Source organism: Sphaerisporangium siamense, from assembly GCF_014205275.1.
Classification (GTDB): domain Bacteria; phylum Actinomycetota; class Actinomycetes; order Streptosporangiales; family Streptosporangiaceae; genus Sphaerisporangium; species Sphaerisporangium siamense.
In genome coordinates, this window is sequence record NZ_JACHND010000001.1 from 6,423,991 (window position 1) to 6,440,911 (window position 16,921).

A 16,921-nucleotide genomic window follows, 5' to 3' on the forward strand; every position below is an offset into this window, starting at 1 on the left:
CCGAGGAATTCCCGCGAGCGGGCGGGGGTAGGTTGGCCCCGCGATGCCCGTGAACCTTACGGGCGCATTTCCGGGGGCATTCATGCGAATAATTGCGATATTGGGGATCATGTTGGCCGGGCTGGTGGCGGGCGCCGTCCCGGCCGCCGCGGAGGATGATCCGTTCGACCTGCTGGACGCGCTCTGGCGGCAGCAGACCGAGCACCCGCCGATGTCCGTCACCGTCCCGGACCCGGCCGGCCACCCGCGCACGATCGAGTACGTCGAGATCGACGGGCACGCGGTGACCGAAGGGGACATCGTCATCGGCACGGCTGAGGAGGCGGCGGCCGGCGCCTTCCGCTTCCCCGGCGCCCGGCGCGCGGGCCGCGTCCCGCCGGTCCCCGACGGGGTCCCGGCGCGCTCGCGGGACTGCCGCGCGCCCGGCGCGGGCACGGTGACCGCGCAGGACGGCGCGCTGTGGCCCGGCCGCACGGTGCCCTACGAGGTGTCCCCCACGCTGCCCGCGGCGGCGCGCGAGGCGCTGGAGGCCGCGGTGCGGGACTTCCACGGGCACACCTGCGTGCGGTTCGTGCCGAGGACCTCCGAGGAGCACTTCCTGCGCGTCGTGCCGGGGGACGGCTGCTACTCGTACGTGGGGCGCTCGGCCGGGGCCGGGCAGGACCTGTCGATCGGCCAGGGGTGCGAGCACAAGGGCATCGTGATCCACGAGCTGATGCACGCGATCGGCTTCTACCACGAGCACTCCCGCGCCGACCGCGACGCCGCGGTGACCGTCCACCTCGAGAACGTCATCAAAGGCTTCGAATCGCAGTTCAAGAAGCTGGACCCGGCGCGGACCCGGCTGTTCGGGCCGCTCGACTACGGTTCGGTGATGCTGTACGGCAGGAAGTTCTTCAGCAGCAACGGGCAGGACACGCTGGTTCCCGCGATCCCCGTCGAGATCGGCCAGAGGAGGGGTTTCAGCCTCGGCGACCTGGCCGCCGTGCGGACGCTCTACCAATGCCCTCCGCCCCGCCCCTGACCGCTGACCGCGCCCCACGGAAGTCAAGGTCCGCCGGACGCCCGGAGGCGGGCCACCCCGAAGGGTGACCCGCCTCCGTGACGGACCGCGGGGCCGCTCGGCCCCGGGGCGTCCGGTTCAGGCCGCGGCGCGCTCGGCCACCGTCGCCGGGGTGAGCGCGATCTCCAGCACCTCGCGCACGTCGCTGACGGCGTGGACCGTCAGCTCCCGGCGGACGGCCTCGGGCACGTCGTCCAGGTCGGGCTCGTTGCGCGCCGGGATGAGCACCGTGGTGATGCCCGCCCGGTGGGCGGCGAGCAGCTTCTGCTTGACGCCGCCGATGGGCAGCACCCGTCCGGTGAGCGACACCTCGCCGGTCATCGCCACGTCCGGGCGCACCGGGCGGCCGGACAGCAGCGAGGCCAGCGCGGTGGTCATCGTGACGCCCGCCGAGGGGCCGTCCTTGGGGATGGCGCCCGCGGGGACGTGGATGTGCACCGAGCGGTCCTTCAGCGACCCGACCGGCAGCTCCAGCTCCGCGCCGCGCGAGCGCAGGTAGGACAGCGCGATCTGGGCGGACTCCTTCATCACGTCGCCGAGCTGGCCGGTGAGCGTGACGGCGGTGGAGCCGGTCTCCGGGTCGGCCAGCGACGCCTCGACGTACAGGACGTCGCCGCCCGCGCCGGTCACCGCGAGGCCGGTGGCCACGCCGGCGACGGCGGTGCGCTGCGAGGACTCCGGCAGCGCGGACTCCGGGACGTGCCGCGGCCGACCGAGGTAGCCCTCCAGGTCGGGGGCGCCGACCGACACCGGCAGCGCGGCGTCGTCCAAGGCGGCCTTGGCGGTCACCTTGCGCAGCACGCGGGCGATCGCGCGCTCCAGCGAGCGCACGCCTGCCTCGCGGGTGTACTCGCCGGCGAGGCGGCGCAGGGCCTCCTCGTCCACGGTGACCTCGGAGGTGGTGAGGCCGGCCTTGTCGAGCTGGCGGGGCAGCAGGTGGTCGCGGGCGATCGCGACCTTCTCGTCCTCGGTGTAGCCGTCGAGGGTGACGACCTCCATGCGGTCGAGCAGGGGGCCGGGGATGGCCTCCAGGACGTTGGCGGTCGCCAGGAAGAGCACGTCCGACAGGTCGAGCTCGACCTCCAGGTAGTGGTCGCGGAAGGTGTGGTTCTGGGCCGGGTCCAGCACCTCCAGCAGGGCGGCCGTCGGGTCGCCGCGGTAGTCGGCGCCGACCTTGTCCACCTCGTCCAGCAGGACGACCGGGTTCATGCTGCCGGCCTCGCGGATGGCCCGCACGATCCGGCCGGGCAACGCGCCGACGTAGGTGCGCCGGTGGCCGCGGATCTCGGCCTCGTCGCGGACGCCGCCGAGGGCGACGCGGACGAACTTCCTGCCCATGGCGCGCGCCACGGACTCGCCGAGCGAGGTCTTGCCGACTCCGGGAGGGCCGGCCAGGGCCAGGACGGCGCCGCTGCGGCGCCCGCCGACGACGCCGAGCCCCTGGTCGGCGCGGCGCTTGCGCACGGCGAGGTATTCGACGATGCGGTCCTTGACGTCGTCGAGCCCGGTGTGGTCGGCGTCCAGCACGGCGCGGGCGGCGGCGATGTCGTAGCCGTCCTCGGTGCGGGTGTTCCAGGGGATGTCGAGGATCGTGTCCAGCCAGGTGCGGATCCAGCCGCTCTCGGGCGACTGGTCGGAGGTGCGCTCCAGCTTGTCGACCTCCTTGAGCGCGGCCTCGTGGACCTTCTCGGGCAGGTCGGCGGCCTCGACGCGGGCCCGGTAGTCCTCCTCCTCGGAGGCGGCCTCGCCGTTGAGCTCGGCCAGCTCCTTGCGGACGGCGGCGAGCTGCTGGCGCAGCAGGAACTCGCGCTGCTGCTTCTCCATGCCCTCCTGGACGTCCTTGCGGATGGTCTCGGCGACGTCCAGCTCGGCGAGGTGCTCGCGGGCCCATTCGACGAGCTTGACGAGGCGCTCGGTCGGGTCGGGGTTCTCCAGCAGCTCGACCTTCTGGGCGGTGGTCAGCCAGGGGGCGTAGCCGGAGCTGTCGGCGAGCTCTGAGGCGTCCTCGATCTGGTTCACGGCGTCGACGACCTGCCAGGCGCCGCGCTTCTGCAGGATCGTGGTGGCCAGCGCCTTGTACTCCTTGGCGTACTCGGCGGCGCGGCCGTCGGCGGGGATCGTGTCCATGCGGGTCGACTCCACCCAGAGCGCGGCACCCGGCCCGGTGGTCCCGGAGCCCACGCGCACGCGCTCCACACCACGGACAACGGCGGCGGGCTCGCCGCCGGGAAGCCTCCCGACCTGCTCGACGACCGCCGAGACGCCCACGGCGCCGTACTTGCCGTCGATCCGGGGCACGAGCAGCACCCGCGGCTTGCTCGGGGACGAGGTCGACGCCCGGGCGGCGTCGATGGCCGCGCGGACCTCACCGTCCGACAGGTCGAGGGGGACGACCATGCCGGGGAGGACGACCTCGTCGTCGAGCGGCAGAACCGGGAGGATCAAGCTCTGACTCATGCGAACTCCAATGGGTTGAGTTACATGGACTCAATTTATGAGAGCCCCGGATTGTTCCCGAGCCTGCGCGTGTTCGCGGCCAGCGATCGTAATTCTGTAATCCCCGCAGTGGACATCGCTCAGGAGAAGCGTCTGATCGTTGAGTTCTCCCAGGTCGGAGACGTGTTCGCTCCGGCACTGGCCGTTCCGCGCCCGAAGGCGGCCCTCGGTCACCACGGACCCGTTGGGCGATCACGGCCGGTGCGCTCGGCGTCCGGCTCCTATCACCCAGGGAAGGTCCCCGATGGCCTTGCCGCCCATAACACTCCCGCCCGCCGCGTTCATCCCGCGAGCCCGCCGCCGCCGTTCATCCCGCACAGACCGGCCTGAGCCGTCCATTCCCCGAGCCCGCGCGACCCGTCCGTCCGGCATCGGGTCCCGGTGACCGTCACCGGAGATCGAGACCGACGCCGGATGTCCGGATGAGGGCATTCGTCCAGCATGATGGGCAGCATGAGCGGCACACACGGCGCGGAGGACGACCCCCAAGGCACGCACGACACACCGGACACGCAGGCCACGCGGGGCCCGCACGCTCTCGCCGGCCCCGACGGCACGGGGCGCCGGAGCGGCACGGACGACGGCGACGGCACGGGCGGCGGCACCGGAGGTAACGGAGTCCGGGTGAACTCGGCCCAGGGGCGGTGGGTGCTGCTGGCCACCGTGCTCGGGTCCGGGATCGCCTTCCTCGACAGCACCGTGGTGAACGTCGCCCTCCCCACCCTCGGCGAGAGCCTCCACGCCTCCATGTCGGGCCTGCAGTGGACCGTGAACGCCTACACGCTCACGCTCGCGGGACTGATCCTCCTCGGCGGCTCCCTCGGCGACCGGTTCGGCAGGCGGAAGATATTCGTCATCGGCGTCGCCTGGTTCGCCCTCGCCTCGGCCCTGTGCGGCCTCGCCCCCGACATCAGGACGCTGATCCTCGCCCGCGCCCTGCAGGGCATCGGCGGGGCACTGCTCACCCCCGGATCACTGGCGATCATCCAGGCGTCGTTCGCCCGCGACGACCGTCCACGGGCCGTGGGCATCTGGTCCGGCCTCGGCGGGGTGGCGGGCGCGGTCGGGCCGCTGCTCGGCGGCTGGCTGGTGGAGTCGGCCGGGTGGCGGTGGGTCTTCCTGATCAACCTGCCGCTCGCCGTGCTGGTCGTGCTGATCGCCGTGCGGCACGTCCCGGAGACGCGGGACGAGTCGGCCACCGGGCGCTTCGACGTCCTCGGCGCGGCGCTCGCGGCCCTGGCGCTTGCCGGGATCACCTACGGGCTCATCGAACGCGACGCGGCGCTGCCGCCGCTGGCCGCGGGGCTCGGCGTGGCCCTGGGCGTGGCGTTCGTGGTCGTGGAGACGCGCCGCTCCCGTCCGGGGTCCCCGGTGCCCGCCCTGGTGCCGGTGCGGCTGTTCGCCCGCAAGGAGTTCACGGCCGTCAACGTCGTGACACTGATCATGTACGCGGGGCTCGGCGTGGTGACGTTCCTGCTGGTCGTCGAACTTCAGGTGGCCGCGGGGTTCTCCCCGGTCGCGGCCGGCACCTCGATGCTCCCGGTCATGCTGCTGATGCTGCTGCTGTCGCCGCGCGCGGGCGAGCTGGCCAGGCGGGTGGGCCCGCGCCTGCCGATGACCGCCGGCATCCTGCTGTGCGGGGCCGGGCTGCTCCTGCTGGCCCGGGTCGGCCCCGGGGCCTCGTACCTGACCGACGTGCTGCCCGGCGTGGTCCTGTTCGGGCTGGGACTGTCGGCGGCGGTGGCGCCGCTCACCGCGACCGTGCTGGCCACGGCCGACGAGCGGTACGCGGGAGTGGCGAGCGGCGTCAACAACGCGGTCGCCCGCACCGGCGGCCTGCTCGCGGTGGCGGCGATCCCCCCGCTGGTCGGCCTCACCGGCGCCGCCTACACCTCCGCGACCGCGTTCACCGGCGGCTTCCGCACCGCCATGCTGACCTGCGCGGCCATGATGGCCTGCTCCGCCCTCCTGACCTTCCTCACCATCAGAACGAACGTCCTCCGCACCGCCCCCACCGAACCCGAACGCCCCACCGCCTGCGACCTGTGCGCCCCGCCCCTGGAACGGCAACCTCCCGCGGGCAAGGCAGGCCGTCCCTAGCGCGGGGGCGCCCGGGTGGCACCGCGCCATGACCTCCCGGGCGCCGTCTCTTCGCCGTGTGACTCACCCGTGCCTTCATGGCGGTCGCGTGCCGGCCGGTCACGAAGGCGGCGGGTCGGCGTTCAGGGCTTCTGGAAGTAGAAGCGGTAGTCCGACCCGTCGTGCAGCATGGCCGCGCGGCCCACGTCGCTGTCGGCGGGGAAGCCGGTCAGCTTCAGCTCGGGGATGGAGTTGTGGGCGTACTGGTACTGCGAGGCGTCGGCGTTCCACGAGCCCTGGGCGAGCTGGTCGTTGCTGCCGTAGTGGAACGCGTAGATGCGGTAGGCGGAGCCGTCGTGGAGCATCGACCAGCGCGACCAGTCGGTGTCCGCGGGGAACCCGGTGACCTGCAGGGTGGGGACGTAGTCGCCGTAGGACCACTGGTAGGTGGTGGTGCCGGGCACGTAGACGAACTGGTAAAGGGTGGTCGGGTCGCCGAGGCGCCGCAGGTAGGCGTGGTACGCCTCACCGCTGTGCAGCAGCGAGATGCTGCTCGGGTCGGCGTCGGCGGGCGCGTTCGTCAGCGTGAGGACGGGGATGGAGTCGTGCCCGTAGGCATAGGAACTGCCGTTCCACGTGAACTGGTACAGCGTGTCGCGGCTGCTTCCCTTGAAGGCGTACAGGCGGTAGGTGGTGCCGTCGTGGAGCATCGACCAGCGCCGGAAGTTGGTGTCATCCGGCGCGCCGGTGACGGGGATATTGGGGATCGAGTTGTAGCCGTACTCGTACTTGTCGGTTCCCGGAACCCATAGGCCCTGGTTGAGAGAAATCACCCGTGCTCCTTCATGCCCTGCGCTGAGACTTGCGGCGATCCGTTACTCTCGCCGCGCGCAATTAAATCACCGTCCATCGGCCACGGAAGAGCGATACCCATTCGGCATTTCCGACGGCAAAGCTTCTTACGGATGTCCCGATGGGCGTCGCGGGGGTTTCGTGGGGCGCATGGGGCCGCGATGATCACCGAGCGAGATCCAGAAAATATGACAATTCATGATTTGACGGGTTTATCGACGTACGCCGGGTAACCGACTTTCGGATGTCCGGAACACCGGAGCGGGCGCTGTGGCGGGCGCCACCGGCGATCTCGGTGGTCGTCCGCCCATCTCTCGTTCCCGTCCGAGCGGAGACGGACAGCGGGCCGGGAGACGGCGTCATCACACCCCGGCGCAAGCGGTTGCCGCTTAAAGATCTTTGCTCTACAGTCCGAGGCTCATGCGTAAAGAACTGATCACGCGGGCCGCCCCCGCCGGCCTCGTAGCCTGACCGCCCCGCGCCCCTCTTTCAACCCGGCTCCATGCCCTGGTCCCCCCGACCACGTCCCGGCGCTCCTCTCAGGGCCGGGACCCACGTAGGGCAAGGCCCCTCAGGGCCGAGGCCGCCGCAGCCCGGTCAGCTCGGCCGGATCAAAGGCCACGTCGAAGGGATCGGTGAGCCGCACCGTCCGGCCCGGCCGAGCTCTCGCCACCGGCTCGTACTCACCGCCTCGCTCAGCGAACACCTCGACCAGCGGCATCGGCCCGTCCCCATGAAGCTCGACGCGCACGAAGACCGGCACCCCCGCCTCGGCATAGGAAGGGGGTTTGACCACGTAGTCGCGCTTCCGGTTCCCAGGGCTGACGATCTCGGCGACCAAGAGGACGTCGGCGGAGTCGAGCACCACGGCACCGCCGACGATCGGCTCGGCCCGGCCCACCACGACGTCGGGAATGAACCCCTCCTTGCCCACCTGGACGTTGGCGCTCTCGACCACTTCGACGTCATGGGGCGCGGCGTCGAGCAGGATGCGCACCAGCCGTTGCGCGCACAAGGCGTGGTCGGCCGCCGGGGCAGGACTCACCACGAAGCTCCCGTCGATGAGCTCGATGCGCTCCTCGGTCTCGGGGAGCGCAAGCCAGTCGTCGACGGTGTACGGGCCGGGATGATCTGGAAGCAGCACCAGATGAGCCGGCGACGCCTGCGCCTCCGGCCACCCCTCCTCGGGGAGCGCGCTCATCCGATCTCCTTCCACACCGAACAGTCTGCACCGCCCACGAGCATCAAGCCAGCCAACGCCAGCGGCCTCGGATGGCGTTGGCAATCTTAGGCACACGGCCCGACCCTGGAACGGTAATGGCACTTCAGAAGCTGTTACACGAGCCGCTGATCACAGTGATATCCACGGGATGAACTATTGTCCTGCGCTGCCCTCATCGCCCTGTTCAGCCATTCATAAGTACGCATCGATGGAACGCCGGCGGACATGAGGATCGGGACAATGATCACGAAGCCTCTGGACAGCCGGCGGGCGGCGCCGGAACGATTGGTGATCGTGAGCCAATGCTTCCGTGTGCGACCGGCTGAACCGGCTGACTACGGTCGCATCGTCAATGTGGTGGATGACCGGTGGGGGCGGCCGATGAGGTCGAATCTGCCGCGCCTCTTCCACGAACATCAAGGCGATCACCTCACCGCAACCGGACAGACCAAAAGGCCGATATGAGGAGATTCGCCAGAAAAACCGCGTGTGTCCGAGATTGGTCATGAGCATTGTCAGGGTGCTCGGTGAGGCGCACACTCGGCCCACCTCTGCCGGACGACGAGCGATGGAGGCACCGTGGGCGAGGTCAGCATCCCGGTCCGCCGCCTGGTGGCCGTCCTTGCGGCATTACTGGCGGCGGGGTACGTCGCGGTGCCCGCGCCGGCCGCCGCGCTGGCGTTTCCGCCCGATTTCGTGCCGAACCTGAACATGGAGTGCTTCAAGGCCGGTCCATACGTGCCGGCCCCTCTCGACCTGACGCTCAAGCACATTCATCCGGCGTTGGCCGCCATGCCGCCCGTCACGGTCCATCTCGATGAGCGCGAGCAGGTCTGCGGACCGATCGCCACCGCCGGGCAGATCCCGCCGTCGCCCGCTCTGGAGTCCATCAGGTACACCAATCTGTCGTGCTATTGGTTCACCGCAGATGGCGACATCGCCCCCAGGGAACTGGTGCTGAAGTACCTGAACCCGCTCTGGAAGAACGCGCCGCCCGTCTCCGTCAGGATGAGCGAGCCGGGCCGGCTCTGCCTCCCTGTGAGCATCGACACCTCCGGGCCGCCTCCCTGGGTGAAGCCGCTCGTTTCCCGCATCTCCCTGCTCTGCTACAAGGCGGCGGCCGTCACGTCGGCGAACAGAGCCGGCGTGACGATGAACTACATGGGCGTCGAGCAGCTCAACCCGACGCTCGCCTCACAGATCGGACCGACGGGCGTCGGGTTCGGCACACGTCGTCAACTCTGTGTGCCGGTCCAGATCGCCGGCGACGACATCCCGCCGGACGTGCTGGAGACCGTCCGCTACGTGAGCCTGGTGGCGCACGAGGCGAGCGCAGTGAACAACGGAGACATGGCATATCTGACTCTGCGGCACAACAACCCCAAGCTGATCAAACGACCGGGCGAACTAGCCTTACTCACCAACCCGACGCTCCTGGCCGTCCCCGTCGCCATAAACAACCAGCTCCCCCCAGGCTGATCGCGAGTCCCGCGTTCCTCACCGCCCCGTTCGATGCGCGCGTACTTATGGGTGGGCTAACGGCGAGCAACCACGACGGTCCCGCACGGGTGGGCTCACGACACCTCAACCAATTGGGCATCCACCAATGAGCGCAGCGTTCCGGCCTCCGCCCACTGGCTGTTCAGGCACTTGGTCAGAGGTCGAACTTCCCCTTCGCCGTGCCGTCGAGGAAGCGGGACCACTCGTGAGGAGGGAAGACCAGTGCGGGGCCGGAAGGATTCTTGGAGTCCCGGACCGCCACCAGGCCTGGGAGGTTGGTGGCCACCTCTACGCAGCTCCCGCCGTTGTCCCCGCTCCGCTTCGACTTGCGCCACTGCGCGTTCGTCAGACTCGGCTGCGCCATTGTTCGCATACGTCCTTAAGGATCTTGAGCGACGCCTTCTGAGGGAGAGCATCGGCTCGTATGGAGTCGTATCGGGTACGGATATAGTTCACGACGGCCTCCTCCGCCGTGACAACTTTTCCAGAGGCGGATTCCACGTACACGGTGTCGGGCACGGCGTCCGGATTGTTCCCCGGCCCCGTACCGCCGAATCGACGGATGAGAATAGGCGGGGACTCTAGATTTTTCGCGCTCTCGCGTAACGCTGGGCAGTTACCGCGACGGCACCCGCCGGGCCGTCTGGTTTCAGGTCGTCTTCCGGGAGGTCGTCTTCCGGGAATAGGACCATCTCACCGGCTGTGTCTCGGGGCTCGCGTCGCCGCTGGGGTCGCGGGCCTGCCACGTCGCCGGACCAGGGGGAGGTACACCTCGTCGACGATCTCCACGAGGACCTCGTCGGGGGCGTTGGGCACGCCGCGTACGACGAACTCGTTGCGGAGCAGGACGATGGCCACGGTGGCGACCCTCGGGTGGAGTGCCTCGGGGGCCGCTTCCCCGCGGGCGACGGCGCGGCCGAGGATGATCAACCAGGGGGCGGCCGCGGCGTCGCCGGACTTCTCGTGCAACTGCTCCAGGAGTTCCGACGCCCCGCCGGCCGCGGCGAGCAGTTCGCGCAGGATCGCGCCGAGGGGCGAGCTCCAGTAGCGGTTGGCCTGGCGGAGCAGTTCCAGGACGTCGCCGCGCAGATCGCCGGTGTCAGGGGGCGGAACCGTGGTCGTCAGCCGGCGATAGGCGGCTATGCCGAGGGCGAGGCGGTTGGGCCAGCGGCGGTAGACGGCGTTCTTGTTGGTGCCGGCTCGGGCGGCGACCTTGTCGATGGTGAGTCCGGCGTACCCGGAGTCGGTGAGTTCGGCCACCGCGGCGTCGAGGATCGCCTCCTCAAGGGCGGCTCCGCGTCGCCGCGTCCGCCCGGCGCCCGGCCGTGTCGTCGAACCCTCTGCCATGCCCCTCCCTGCGATCGGTACCGAGCGTACCCTCGATTTCCTGTTGCCATGGCCGCGGTTCAAAGCATTAAGGTACGGCGAGTACCTTATGAAACCCCTCTCCACGGAAGGTTCGACATGCGTGCCAAAGGCATCAGCTACGACACCGGCTTCGTCTACAAGGGCGCGATCGGACACAAGCGGTTCGACCCCGAGGTGGTCAGGCGCGAGATGCGGATCATCCGCGACGACCTGCACTGCACCGCGGTCCGCGTCATGGGCGGCGACCCGGAGCGGATCGAACTGGCGGCGGCGCACGCCGCCGACCTCGGCCTGGAGGTCTGGTTCTCTCCCTACCCGCTGGAACTGACCACCGGCGAGATGCTGTCGCTGTTCGCCGACTGCGCCGTGCGCGCGGAGCGGCTCCGGCTGCGGGGAGCCGAGGTCGTGTTCGTCACCGGGGCCGAGATCAGCCTGATGAACAAGGGATTCCTGCCCGGTGACGGCACCGACGAGCGGGTGGCGTGGCTGAGCGAGCCGGACCGCGTGCGCGAGCGGATCGGCGAGATCAGCGCACGGGTCAACGACTTCCTCGGCCAAGCCGTGAAAGTCGTCCGCGAGCACTTCGGCGGCAAGGTCACCTACGCCTCCGTCCCCCTTGAGGGCGTCGACTGGGCGCCCTTCGACATCCTGTCCGTGGACCTGTACCGGTCGGCCGAGATCGCCGACCGCTTCGCCGACGGCGTCCGCGGCCTGGTCGCGCAGGGCAAGCCGGTCGCGATCACCGAGTTCGGCTCGGCCGGCTATGAAGGCGCGGGCGCGAAGGGCGCTCGCGGCCTGGACGTCGTCGAGTACGACGAGGACACCCGCGCGCCGCTCCGGCTGAAGGACGTGTACGCCCGCGACGAGGCCGGTCAGGCCGCGTATCTGCGCGAGCTGCTGGAGGCGTTCGAAGCCGGGGGGATCGACGGCGCCTTCGTGTTCACCTTCGCGCTCCACGACCACCCGCATCGCCCGGACGGCGACCCCCGTGAGGATCTGGACCTGGCGAGTTACGGCATCGTCAAGGTCTACGAGGACCGCCTCGGCGTCGCCTACCCCGATATGCCGTGGGAGCCGAAGGCCGCTTTCGCCGCCGTCGCCGGCCATTACCGGCAGCATTGAGACCACGGCCGGTGTCAACCTTTCGGGGCCCCTGAGGCGTATCTCCCGGGGAGCCGTTCGAGCGTCGGGAAGGCGGGGGCATGTCTGAGGGGTTCGCCGAGTACGTCGCAGCCAGACACGAGCGGTTATGCCGCATGGCGTACCTGCTCAGCCACAACTGGATGACGGCCGAGGACCTCACCCAGACCGCGCTCGTCCGCGCGTGGGGAGCCTGGCACCGGATCGACGGCGACCCGGACCCGTACGTGTACCGCATCATCATCAACACCTACACGTCCTGGTCCCGCCGGCACTGGAAGAAGGAGATCCCGCAGGAGGTGATGCCCGAGCGGCCGGAGCCCTCGGACTTCTCCCAGCGGATCGCCGACAGTGACGTCATCTGGGCGGCCCTGCGCGGTCTCTCGCCGGGCCAGCGGGCCGTGGTCGTGCTGTACTACTTCGAGGAATTCACCTTGCAGCAGATCGCCCACACGCTGGACTGCTCCCTGGGAACCGTGAAGTCGCAGATGAACAGGGCCCTGAAGCGGCTGCGCGTCAACCCGGCCATCGAAGAGATGAAGGTGAAGGTCGCCCAGTGACGGACTTCAGCGAGAAAGATCTGCGCGACGTCCTCGCCGACCGCAGTTCCCGATCCGGGGGACGCTCCGTGCCGGTGGACGACATCGTTCGTGCAGGTGCGCGGCTCCGGCGCAGGCGGCGTCTGACGGTGGCGGCGGCCTTCGCCGCCGTCTCGGTGTCGATCGGAGGCGTCGTGGCCGTCGCCCCGGGCGTCGCCGTGCTTCCCGAGTCTCCCGTGGCGGGCCGTCCCGCCTTCGCGCCCGCCTGGGACGCGGGACTGCCGGACCGGTGGACCACCGAGACCGGGGCGAAGCCACTGATCCACAGCGAACGAGCCACGGTGCCGGGCGGGCGGGTCGTCCGGTTCGTCCCCACCAGCACGGAGACGGTGCTGGTCATGCATTGTTCCGACCCCCGGGCGTGGGTGATGACCGCGACCACGCGGTACGCGTGGACCGAGGAGGAGCTCCGGGCGCTCGGACGCGGGACCGCGTCGCCCGCGCCCCTGGAGCGGGACGGGAAGACGGGCAGCCGGGCGGAGCGGGGCGCCTCGCTGGAGATCGGCCGCTGCGGCGGGCCGCAGGGCGACTACGTCGAATGGCGGTACGACGTGTTGTCGGCGGGGTTGGACTGGAAGGGGAAGGAGCAGTCCGTCCAGGTGTGGGTGTTCCCCTCCGAGATCTCGATCAGGGCCGTGGAGTCCGGCTCCTCCGTCGGAGGGAAATGCTCGGGGGCCGGATCGCCGCCGCGCGCCTGCGACGGCAGCTATCTGATCGACGTCGGCTCGCCGGGACGTTCGGCGGACAGCCTGGTCGACGAGCTGGGCCCGTCCACCGAGACGTGGCTGGTCGGCGTGTACGACGGCAAGGCGCCCGCCATGTCCGCGGGCTAGGCCGCCGCGGCGCCCGGCCGGTGAGGTCAGGCGTTCAGGCGGTCGTGGAGCGAGTCGCGGGCGGTCAGTCCGCGATGCTGTTGCGGTAGGCCCAGGCGGCGATTTCCACCCGGTTGCGCACCCCGAGCTTTATCTGGACGCTGGCCAGGTGTTTTTTGACCGTGCCCACTGACACATACAGGCTCTGCGCGATCTCCGTGTTGGTCATCCCCAGGGCCACGGCTCGCACAGTGTCGTGCTCGCGCGGGGTGAGTCCGTGATCAGCGCCGGCCTGCGACCGCACCGCAGATGAACGGATGAAGTGTTCGAGGAGCCGTACGGTGATCTGAGGGGAGACCATGGCGTCACCGCGGGCGGCGGCACGTACCGCTTCGACCAGCATGGCCGGTCCCGCGTCCTTGAGCAGGAATCCGACGGCACCGCCGTGAAGGGCTTCGTTGACGTATTCGTCCAGGTCGAACGTGGTGACCACGACCACGCGCAGCGGATCGGCGATGCCAGGCCCCGCCAGGCGGCGGGTGACTTCCAGCCCTCCGATGCCAGGCATGCGAATGTCCAGCAGGCTCACGTCCGGCCGCTCCCGCTGGGCGAGGTGGAGGGCTTCGATACCGTCCCCGGCTTCGGCGACGACCTCGATGTCGGGCTCGGCCTCCAGGATGCGACGGAATCCGGAGCGGACCATGCGCTGATCGTCGGCCAGAAGGACACGGATGCTCATCCGGCATGCCCGCCCGTTGGCAGGAACGTGCTTTTCGTGTCGCCGGGGGGTGCGCAGGCCGGAAGGCGCGCGGTGACCTGCCAGCCGGTCCCGTCAGGGCCGGGCCCCGCGTGGAAGGAGCCGCCCAGGAGGCCGGCGCGCTCGGCCATGCCCACCAGACCGTAACCACCGCCGGTGAAGCCGCCGGCGGCGCCCTGCCCGTCGTCGCTCACCTGTAGGCGAACCTGCCCGTCGCCGACGCTGACCTGGACGGTGATTCTGGTCGCGGCGCGGGCGTGACGGTCGGCGTTGGCCACCGCCTCCTGCGCCATGCGGACCACCGCGGCGGCGGTCTCCGGGGACAGCCGGTCAGGGTCGGCCTCCAGAGTCACGCGCACGGCGGCATGAGGGCCGTCGGGGCGCTCCAGATCGCGCAGGGCCTGGGCGGGGGTGAGGTTGCCGGTGCGGGGCTTTTCGCCTTCACGCAGGGCGGTGACCAGGAGCCGCATCGCCGTCAACGCGTTGCTTCCCGCCTCCTCGATGTCCACGAGGGCGGCGCGAAGGGCCAGAGGGTCACGTTGTGCGACGTGCTGCAGCGACTGGACCTGCACCACGATGCCGGTGACCTGGTGGGCCACCACGTCGTGCAGGTCACGGGCGAGCGCGGCCCGCTCGCTGCGGCGGACTCGTTCGATGTGCCAGGCATGTTGCTGCGCGCGCCAGCGCGCGTAGAGCCCGGGGGTCAGCAAGAGCAGGACGAGCAGAGCGTTGTCGGTGTCCATCGGACGGCCATCACGTAGCGAGGCCGACAGCAACGCGGTGAGAGCGAGCCCGGCGACGGCGACCATGAGCAGGGGACGGCAACGGTAGGCGACCAGCGGAACGACCACTGCGGTGACAGCGGCCTCGGTCAGGCCGATCGACGAGTGCGGGGTCCCGGCCAGCCAAGCTCCCACGGACACCCCCTGTGCCGTGAGCAGGGCCAGGGCCGCGCCCGACGCCGTCGCGGCGGGCGAGGTTCCCGACCGCAGAATCCACAGCGCCAGTGCGGCCATCACGACACCCGACACCAGATACAGAGCACTCCCGGCGGAAGCCGCAGCGGACAGGTAGCGATCCATGTCGCCCAGCCAGGCCGCCAGCAGCGCCACGGTGATGACGCCGGCCAGCAACCGCGCCGGAGGAAAACCGGGCACGCCCGCGAGGCCGATACCAGGCCATCTGGTCGGTGGGTTGTGCATACCAGCACAGTACGGGCCTCGCCCCGATGCCGCGGTAGCCGATCGGCCACCCCTGCGGCCAGGACATACGGGCCGTCTGGCCGCCGCGGCACCATGGCGACCTGGACGAGTCTGAGGGCTCCGCATCCACGGCCGTCTGAGCGGCCTCAAAGGAGTCTTGCATGTCTTCACCCCATGATCGCCCTGTGCGCACCGACCACCGAGGGCGCGCCCGAGGTCTGCGGCCGGTGATGTTCGCAGTCGCGATAGCCGCCCTCCTGGCCGCCTTCTTCGCCGCCCCGAGCAGCCTGCCGGCGACCGCCGTCTCCACCGGCGATCACCAGCTCGCCCAGCGCGTCGCGGCTCTGCTTCCCGACAGCGGTCTGGCGGGCGGCTCCGTGGGCCTGTCCGTCGCTGTGATCGAGCACGGAAAGGTGCGCAAAGCAGGATTGGGCACGACCGACGGATCCACACCGGTGCAGCCCGAAACGGTCTTCGAGACCGGCTCGGCGCAGAAGGTACTGACCGCGACCCTGCTCGCCGACCTGGTGGAGACCCAGGACATCAAGCTCACCGACACCCTGGCCGAGCTGTGGCCGGATACCCGCTTCGCCGACCCCGCCGTCGCCGGCATCACGGTGGAGCAGCTCGCCACCCACACCGCGGGCCTGCCCTCCATCCCGACGCGGGATGACCCTGGCTTCCCCAGGGCGCTGGCCGGATACCTGCTCGCAGACAACGCCTACGCCTCGCTCAACGATCCTGTCCGCACCCTGGCGACGATGACCGGCGTCCATCCCGGCACGGACTACTCCTACTCCAACCTCGGCTACGCCGCACTCGGCCAGACCCTCGCCAAGGCCGATGGCCGCGACTACGCCACCGCCCTGCGCGAACGGGTGCTGGCCCCGCTCGGCATGCACCACACCACCACTCGCACCACCCCGGGCGTCCCAGCCGACGCGGCCCTTCCCCACGGCACCGCGGGCGTCGCAGCGGTCCCGTGGATGAATCCGGCCTGGGCAGCGGTGGGTACCGGCACCTGGACCACCGGCTCCGACCTCGCCGCGTTCCTCATCGCCACCATGCGCGACGACGCGCCGAAGCCGCTCACCCTCACCCACCGGCCTCGTGCGAAGGTGAGCGACTTCTCCGCCTACGACGGGCGGGTGGGCCTCGGCTGGCAATTGTGGAAGGCGAACGGCACCCGCGTCAGCTGGCACAACGGCCTGACCAACGGCTCACGAAGCTTCATCGCCCACACCGGCGACGACCGCGCGGTCATCGTCTTGGCCAACTCCACCCGAACCCCGGTCGAGAAGATCGGATTCCAGCTGCTCAAGCTCAGCATCCCGGAGTTCGACGAGGAGCAGAGCCCTCACCCCGCCCTCCTCGCGCTCACCGTCCTGCTCGCCCTCGGCGCTCCCGCCCTCACCCTGCTCGGAGTCGCGCGGCCCCGCCGCAGCCGCCTGTCCCGCCCGCTGGACCGGCTCAAAGTCATCTCCCTGCTGACCGCCGGCACCGCGCTGTGGCTCCTGGCGCTGCGTGTCGGCGAATGGGGCCACACACCGCGCCTGGTTTGGGCCCTCGGCTGCGTTCTGCTCACCAACAGCGTCGTGCTGGCCGCATGGCGCTGGCGCCGCCTGCCCACGACCCGCGGCCGATACCTCTGGCTTCGCTGGCTCACCTTCAGCGTGCCCACCCTGATCTTCGGCGCCCTGCTCTACGCCGACGTCATGGTGCTCATCCATCTCCCTTGACCCGCCGCCCTTCAACAGCAGCGCGAACCCGGGCGACGTGTCACGGTGCTCGACCCCGACCAGCCTCAACCCCATGACGGATCACCTATGTG

General features: G+C 70.2%; 15 protein-coding genes. 7 read left to right on the top strand and 8 right to left on the bottom strand.

The features are described from left to right. Positions 1–109 precede the first annotated feature (109 nt). On the top strand, positions 110–1,024 hold the full coding sequence (locus BJ982_RS29390; RefSeq protein WP_239122993.1) for a M12 family metallopeptidase: 915 nt from the start codon (positions 110–112) through the stop codon (positions 1,022–1,024). A 117-nt stretch (positions 1,025–1,141) separates the two neighbouring features. Here the strand turns inward: BJ982_RS29390 and lon are convergent, their stop codons facing one another. Continuing rightward, the gene (gene lon, locus BJ982_RS29395) at positions 1,142–3,520 is read right to left on the bottom strand and encodes an endopeptidase La (RefSeq protein ID WP_184885384.1); all 2,379 of its coding nucleotides are present in this window, start codon (positions 3,518–3,520) and stop codon (positions 1,142–1,144) included. Positions 3,521–4,012: 492 nt separating this feature from the next. Between lon and BJ982_RS29400 the strand changes: the two genes are divergently transcribed. After that, on the top strand, positions 4,013–5,659 hold the full coding sequence (locus tag BJ982_RS29400) for an MFS transporter (RefSeq protein ID WP_184885386.1): 1,647 nt from the start codon (positions 4,013–4,015) through the stop codon (positions 5,657–5,659). 122 nt (positions 5,660–5,781) lie between these two features. Here BJ982_RS29400 and BJ982_RS29405 read toward each other — a convergent pair whose 3' ends face one another. Then, positions 5,782–6,471 carry a hypothetical protein gene (locus tag BJ982_RS29405; RefSeq protein ID WP_184885388.1) on the bottom strand — a complete coding sequence of 230 codons (690 nt, stop codon included), beginning with the start codon at positions 6,469–6,471 and terminating at the stop codon, positions 5,782–5,784. A 590-nt stretch (positions 6,472–7,061) separates the two neighbouring features. Further along, on the bottom strand, positions 7,062–7,691 hold the full coding sequence (locus tag BJ982_RS29410; RefSeq protein WP_184885390.1) for a Uma2 family endonuclease: 630 nt from the start codon (positions 7,689–7,691) through the stop codon (positions 7,062–7,064). A 600-nt stretch (positions 7,692–8,291) separates the two neighbouring features. On the opposite strand from BJ982_RS29410, the gene BJ982_RS29415 reads away from it, so the two are divergent. Continuing rightward, positions 8,292–9,191, top strand: coding sequence for a hypothetical protein (locus BJ982_RS29415; RefSeq protein ID WP_184885392.1), 900 nt, complete (start codon positions 8,292–8,294; stop codon positions 9,189–9,191). Between the two features lie 175 nt (positions 9,192–9,366). Here BJ982_RS29415 and BJ982_RS29420 read toward each other — a convergent pair whose 3' ends face one another. The 3 genes from BJ982_RS29420 to BJ982_RS29425 all read right to left on the bottom strand — a co-directional run bounded on the left by BJ982_RS29420 (position 9,367) and on the right by BJ982_RS29425 (position 10,559). Further along, complete coding sequence (locus BJ982_RS29420; RefSeq protein WP_184885394.1) at positions 9,367–9,576, bottom strand: DUF397 domain-containing protein; 210 nt, start codon at positions 9,574–9,576, stop codon at positions 9,367–9,369. Beyond that, positions 9,558–9,731, bottom strand: a complete 174-nt coding sequence (locus BJ982_RS41005; protein WP_376697703.1) for a Scr1 family TA system antitoxin-like transcriptional regulator — start codon at positions 9,729–9,731, stop codon at positions 9,558–9,560. Before BJ982_RS41005 ends, BJ982_RS29420 begins: the two co-directional genes overlap by 19 nt. Before the next feature lie 174 nt (positions 9,732–9,905). Beyond that, positions 9,906–10,559, bottom strand: a complete 654-nt coding sequence (locus BJ982_RS29425) for a TetR/AcrR family transcriptional regulator (protein ID WP_184885396.1) — start codon at positions 10,557–10,559, stop codon at positions 9,906–9,908. 117 nt (positions 10,560–10,676) lie between these two features. Here BJ982_RS29425 and BJ982_RS29430 point away from each other — a divergent pair, with 117 nt between their 5' ends. The 3 genes from BJ982_RS29430 (at position 10,677) to BJ982_RS29440 (ending at position 13,152) form a co-directional block, all read left to right on the top strand. Next, entirely contained in the window at positions 10,677–11,702 is a 1,026-nt protein-coding gene (locus tag BJ982_RS29430; RefSeq protein WP_184885398.1) for a glycoside hydrolase family 113 protein, read from the top strand. Positions 11,703–11,782: 80 nt separating this feature from the next. After that, positions 11,783–12,280: a SigE family RNA polymerase sigma factor gene (locus BJ982_RS29435; RefSeq protein ID WP_184885400.1), complete on the top strand. Its 498-nt coding sequence runs from the start codon at positions 11,783–11,785 to the stop codon at positions 12,278–12,280. Beyond that, positions 12,277–13,152 carry a hypothetical protein gene (locus tag BJ982_RS29440; protein WP_184885402.1) on the top strand — a complete coding sequence of 292 codons (876 nt, stop codon included), beginning with the start codon at positions 12,277–12,279 and terminating at the stop codon, positions 13,150–13,152. Before BJ982_RS29435 ends, BJ982_RS29440 begins: the two co-directional genes overlap by 4 nt. Positions 13,153–13,216: 64 nt before the next feature. On the opposite strand, the gene BJ982_RS29445 is transcribed toward BJ982_RS29440, so the two are convergent. Together BJ982_RS29445 and BJ982_RS29450 are read right to left on the bottom strand one after the other, a co-directional pair. Further along, positions 13,217–13,870, bottom strand: coding sequence for a response regulator (locus tag BJ982_RS29445; RefSeq protein ID WP_184885404.1), 654 nt, complete (start codon positions 13,868–13,870; stop codon positions 13,217–13,219). Beyond that, complete coding sequence (locus BJ982_RS29450; RefSeq protein ID WP_184885406.1) at positions 13,867–15,090, bottom strand: sensor histidine kinase; 1,224 nt, start codon at positions 15,088–15,090, stop codon at positions 13,867–13,869. The genes BJ982_RS29445 and BJ982_RS29450 overlap by 4 nt, the downstream gene beginning before the upstream one ends. A 230-nt stretch (positions 15,091–15,320) precedes the next feature. Between BJ982_RS29450 and BJ982_RS29455 the strand changes: the two genes are divergently transcribed. Continuing rightward, positions 15,321–16,829 (top strand): serine hydrolase domain-containing protein, encoded by a 1,509-nt coding sequence (locus BJ982_RS29455; RefSeq protein WP_239122992.1) that lies wholly within the window; start codon positions 15,321–15,323, stop codon positions 16,827–16,829. The last annotated feature ends 92 nt before the right edge of the window (positions 16,830–16,921 follow it).

Bases quoted from the DNA above. Each gene is read 5' to 3' on its own strand.
- BJ982_RS29390 (WP_239122993.1), top strand. From the start codon at position 110: ATGTTGGCCGGGCTGGTGGCGGGCGCCGTCCCGGCCGCCGCGGAGGAT.
- lon (WP_184885384.1), bottom strand. From the start codon at position 3,520: ATGAGTCAGAGCTTGATCCTCCCGGTTCTGCCGCTCGACGACGAGGTC.
- BJ982_RS29400 (WP_184885386.1), top strand. From the start codon at position 4,013: ATGAGCGGCACACACGGCGCGGAGGACGACCCCCAAGGCACGCACGAC.
- BJ982_RS29410 (WP_184885390.1), bottom strand. From the start codon at position 7,691: ATGAGCGCGCTCCCCGAGGAGGGGTGGCCGGAGGCGCAGGCGTCGCCG.
- BJ982_RS29420 (WP_184885394.1), bottom strand. From the start codon at position 9,576: ATGGCGCAGCCGAGTCTGACGAACGCGCAGTGGCGCAAGTCGAAGCGG.
- BJ982_RS29425 (WP_184885396.1), bottom strand. From the start codon at position 10,559: ATGGCAGAGGGTTCGACGACACGGCCGGGCGCCGGGCGGACGCGGCGA.
- BJ982_RS29430 (WP_184885398.1), top strand. From the start codon at position 10,677: ATGCGTGCCAAAGGCATCAGCTACGACACCGGCTTCGTCTACAAGGGC.
- BJ982_RS29435 (WP_184885400.1), top strand. From the start codon at position 11,783: ATGTCTGAGGGGTTCGCCGAGTACGTCGCAGCCAGACACGAGCGGTTA.
- BJ982_RS29445 (WP_184885404.1), bottom strand. From the start codon at position 13,870: ATGAGCATCCGTGTCCTTCTGGCCGACGATCAGCGCATGGTCCGCTCC.
- BJ982_RS29450 (WP_184885406.1), bottom strand. From the start codon at position 15,090: ATGCACAACCCACCGACCAGATGGCCTGGTATCGGCCTCGCGGGCGTG.
- BJ982_RS29455 (WP_239122992.1), top strand. From the start codon at position 15,321: ATGTTCGCAGTCGCGATAGCCGCCCTCCTGGCCGCCTTCTTCGCCGCC.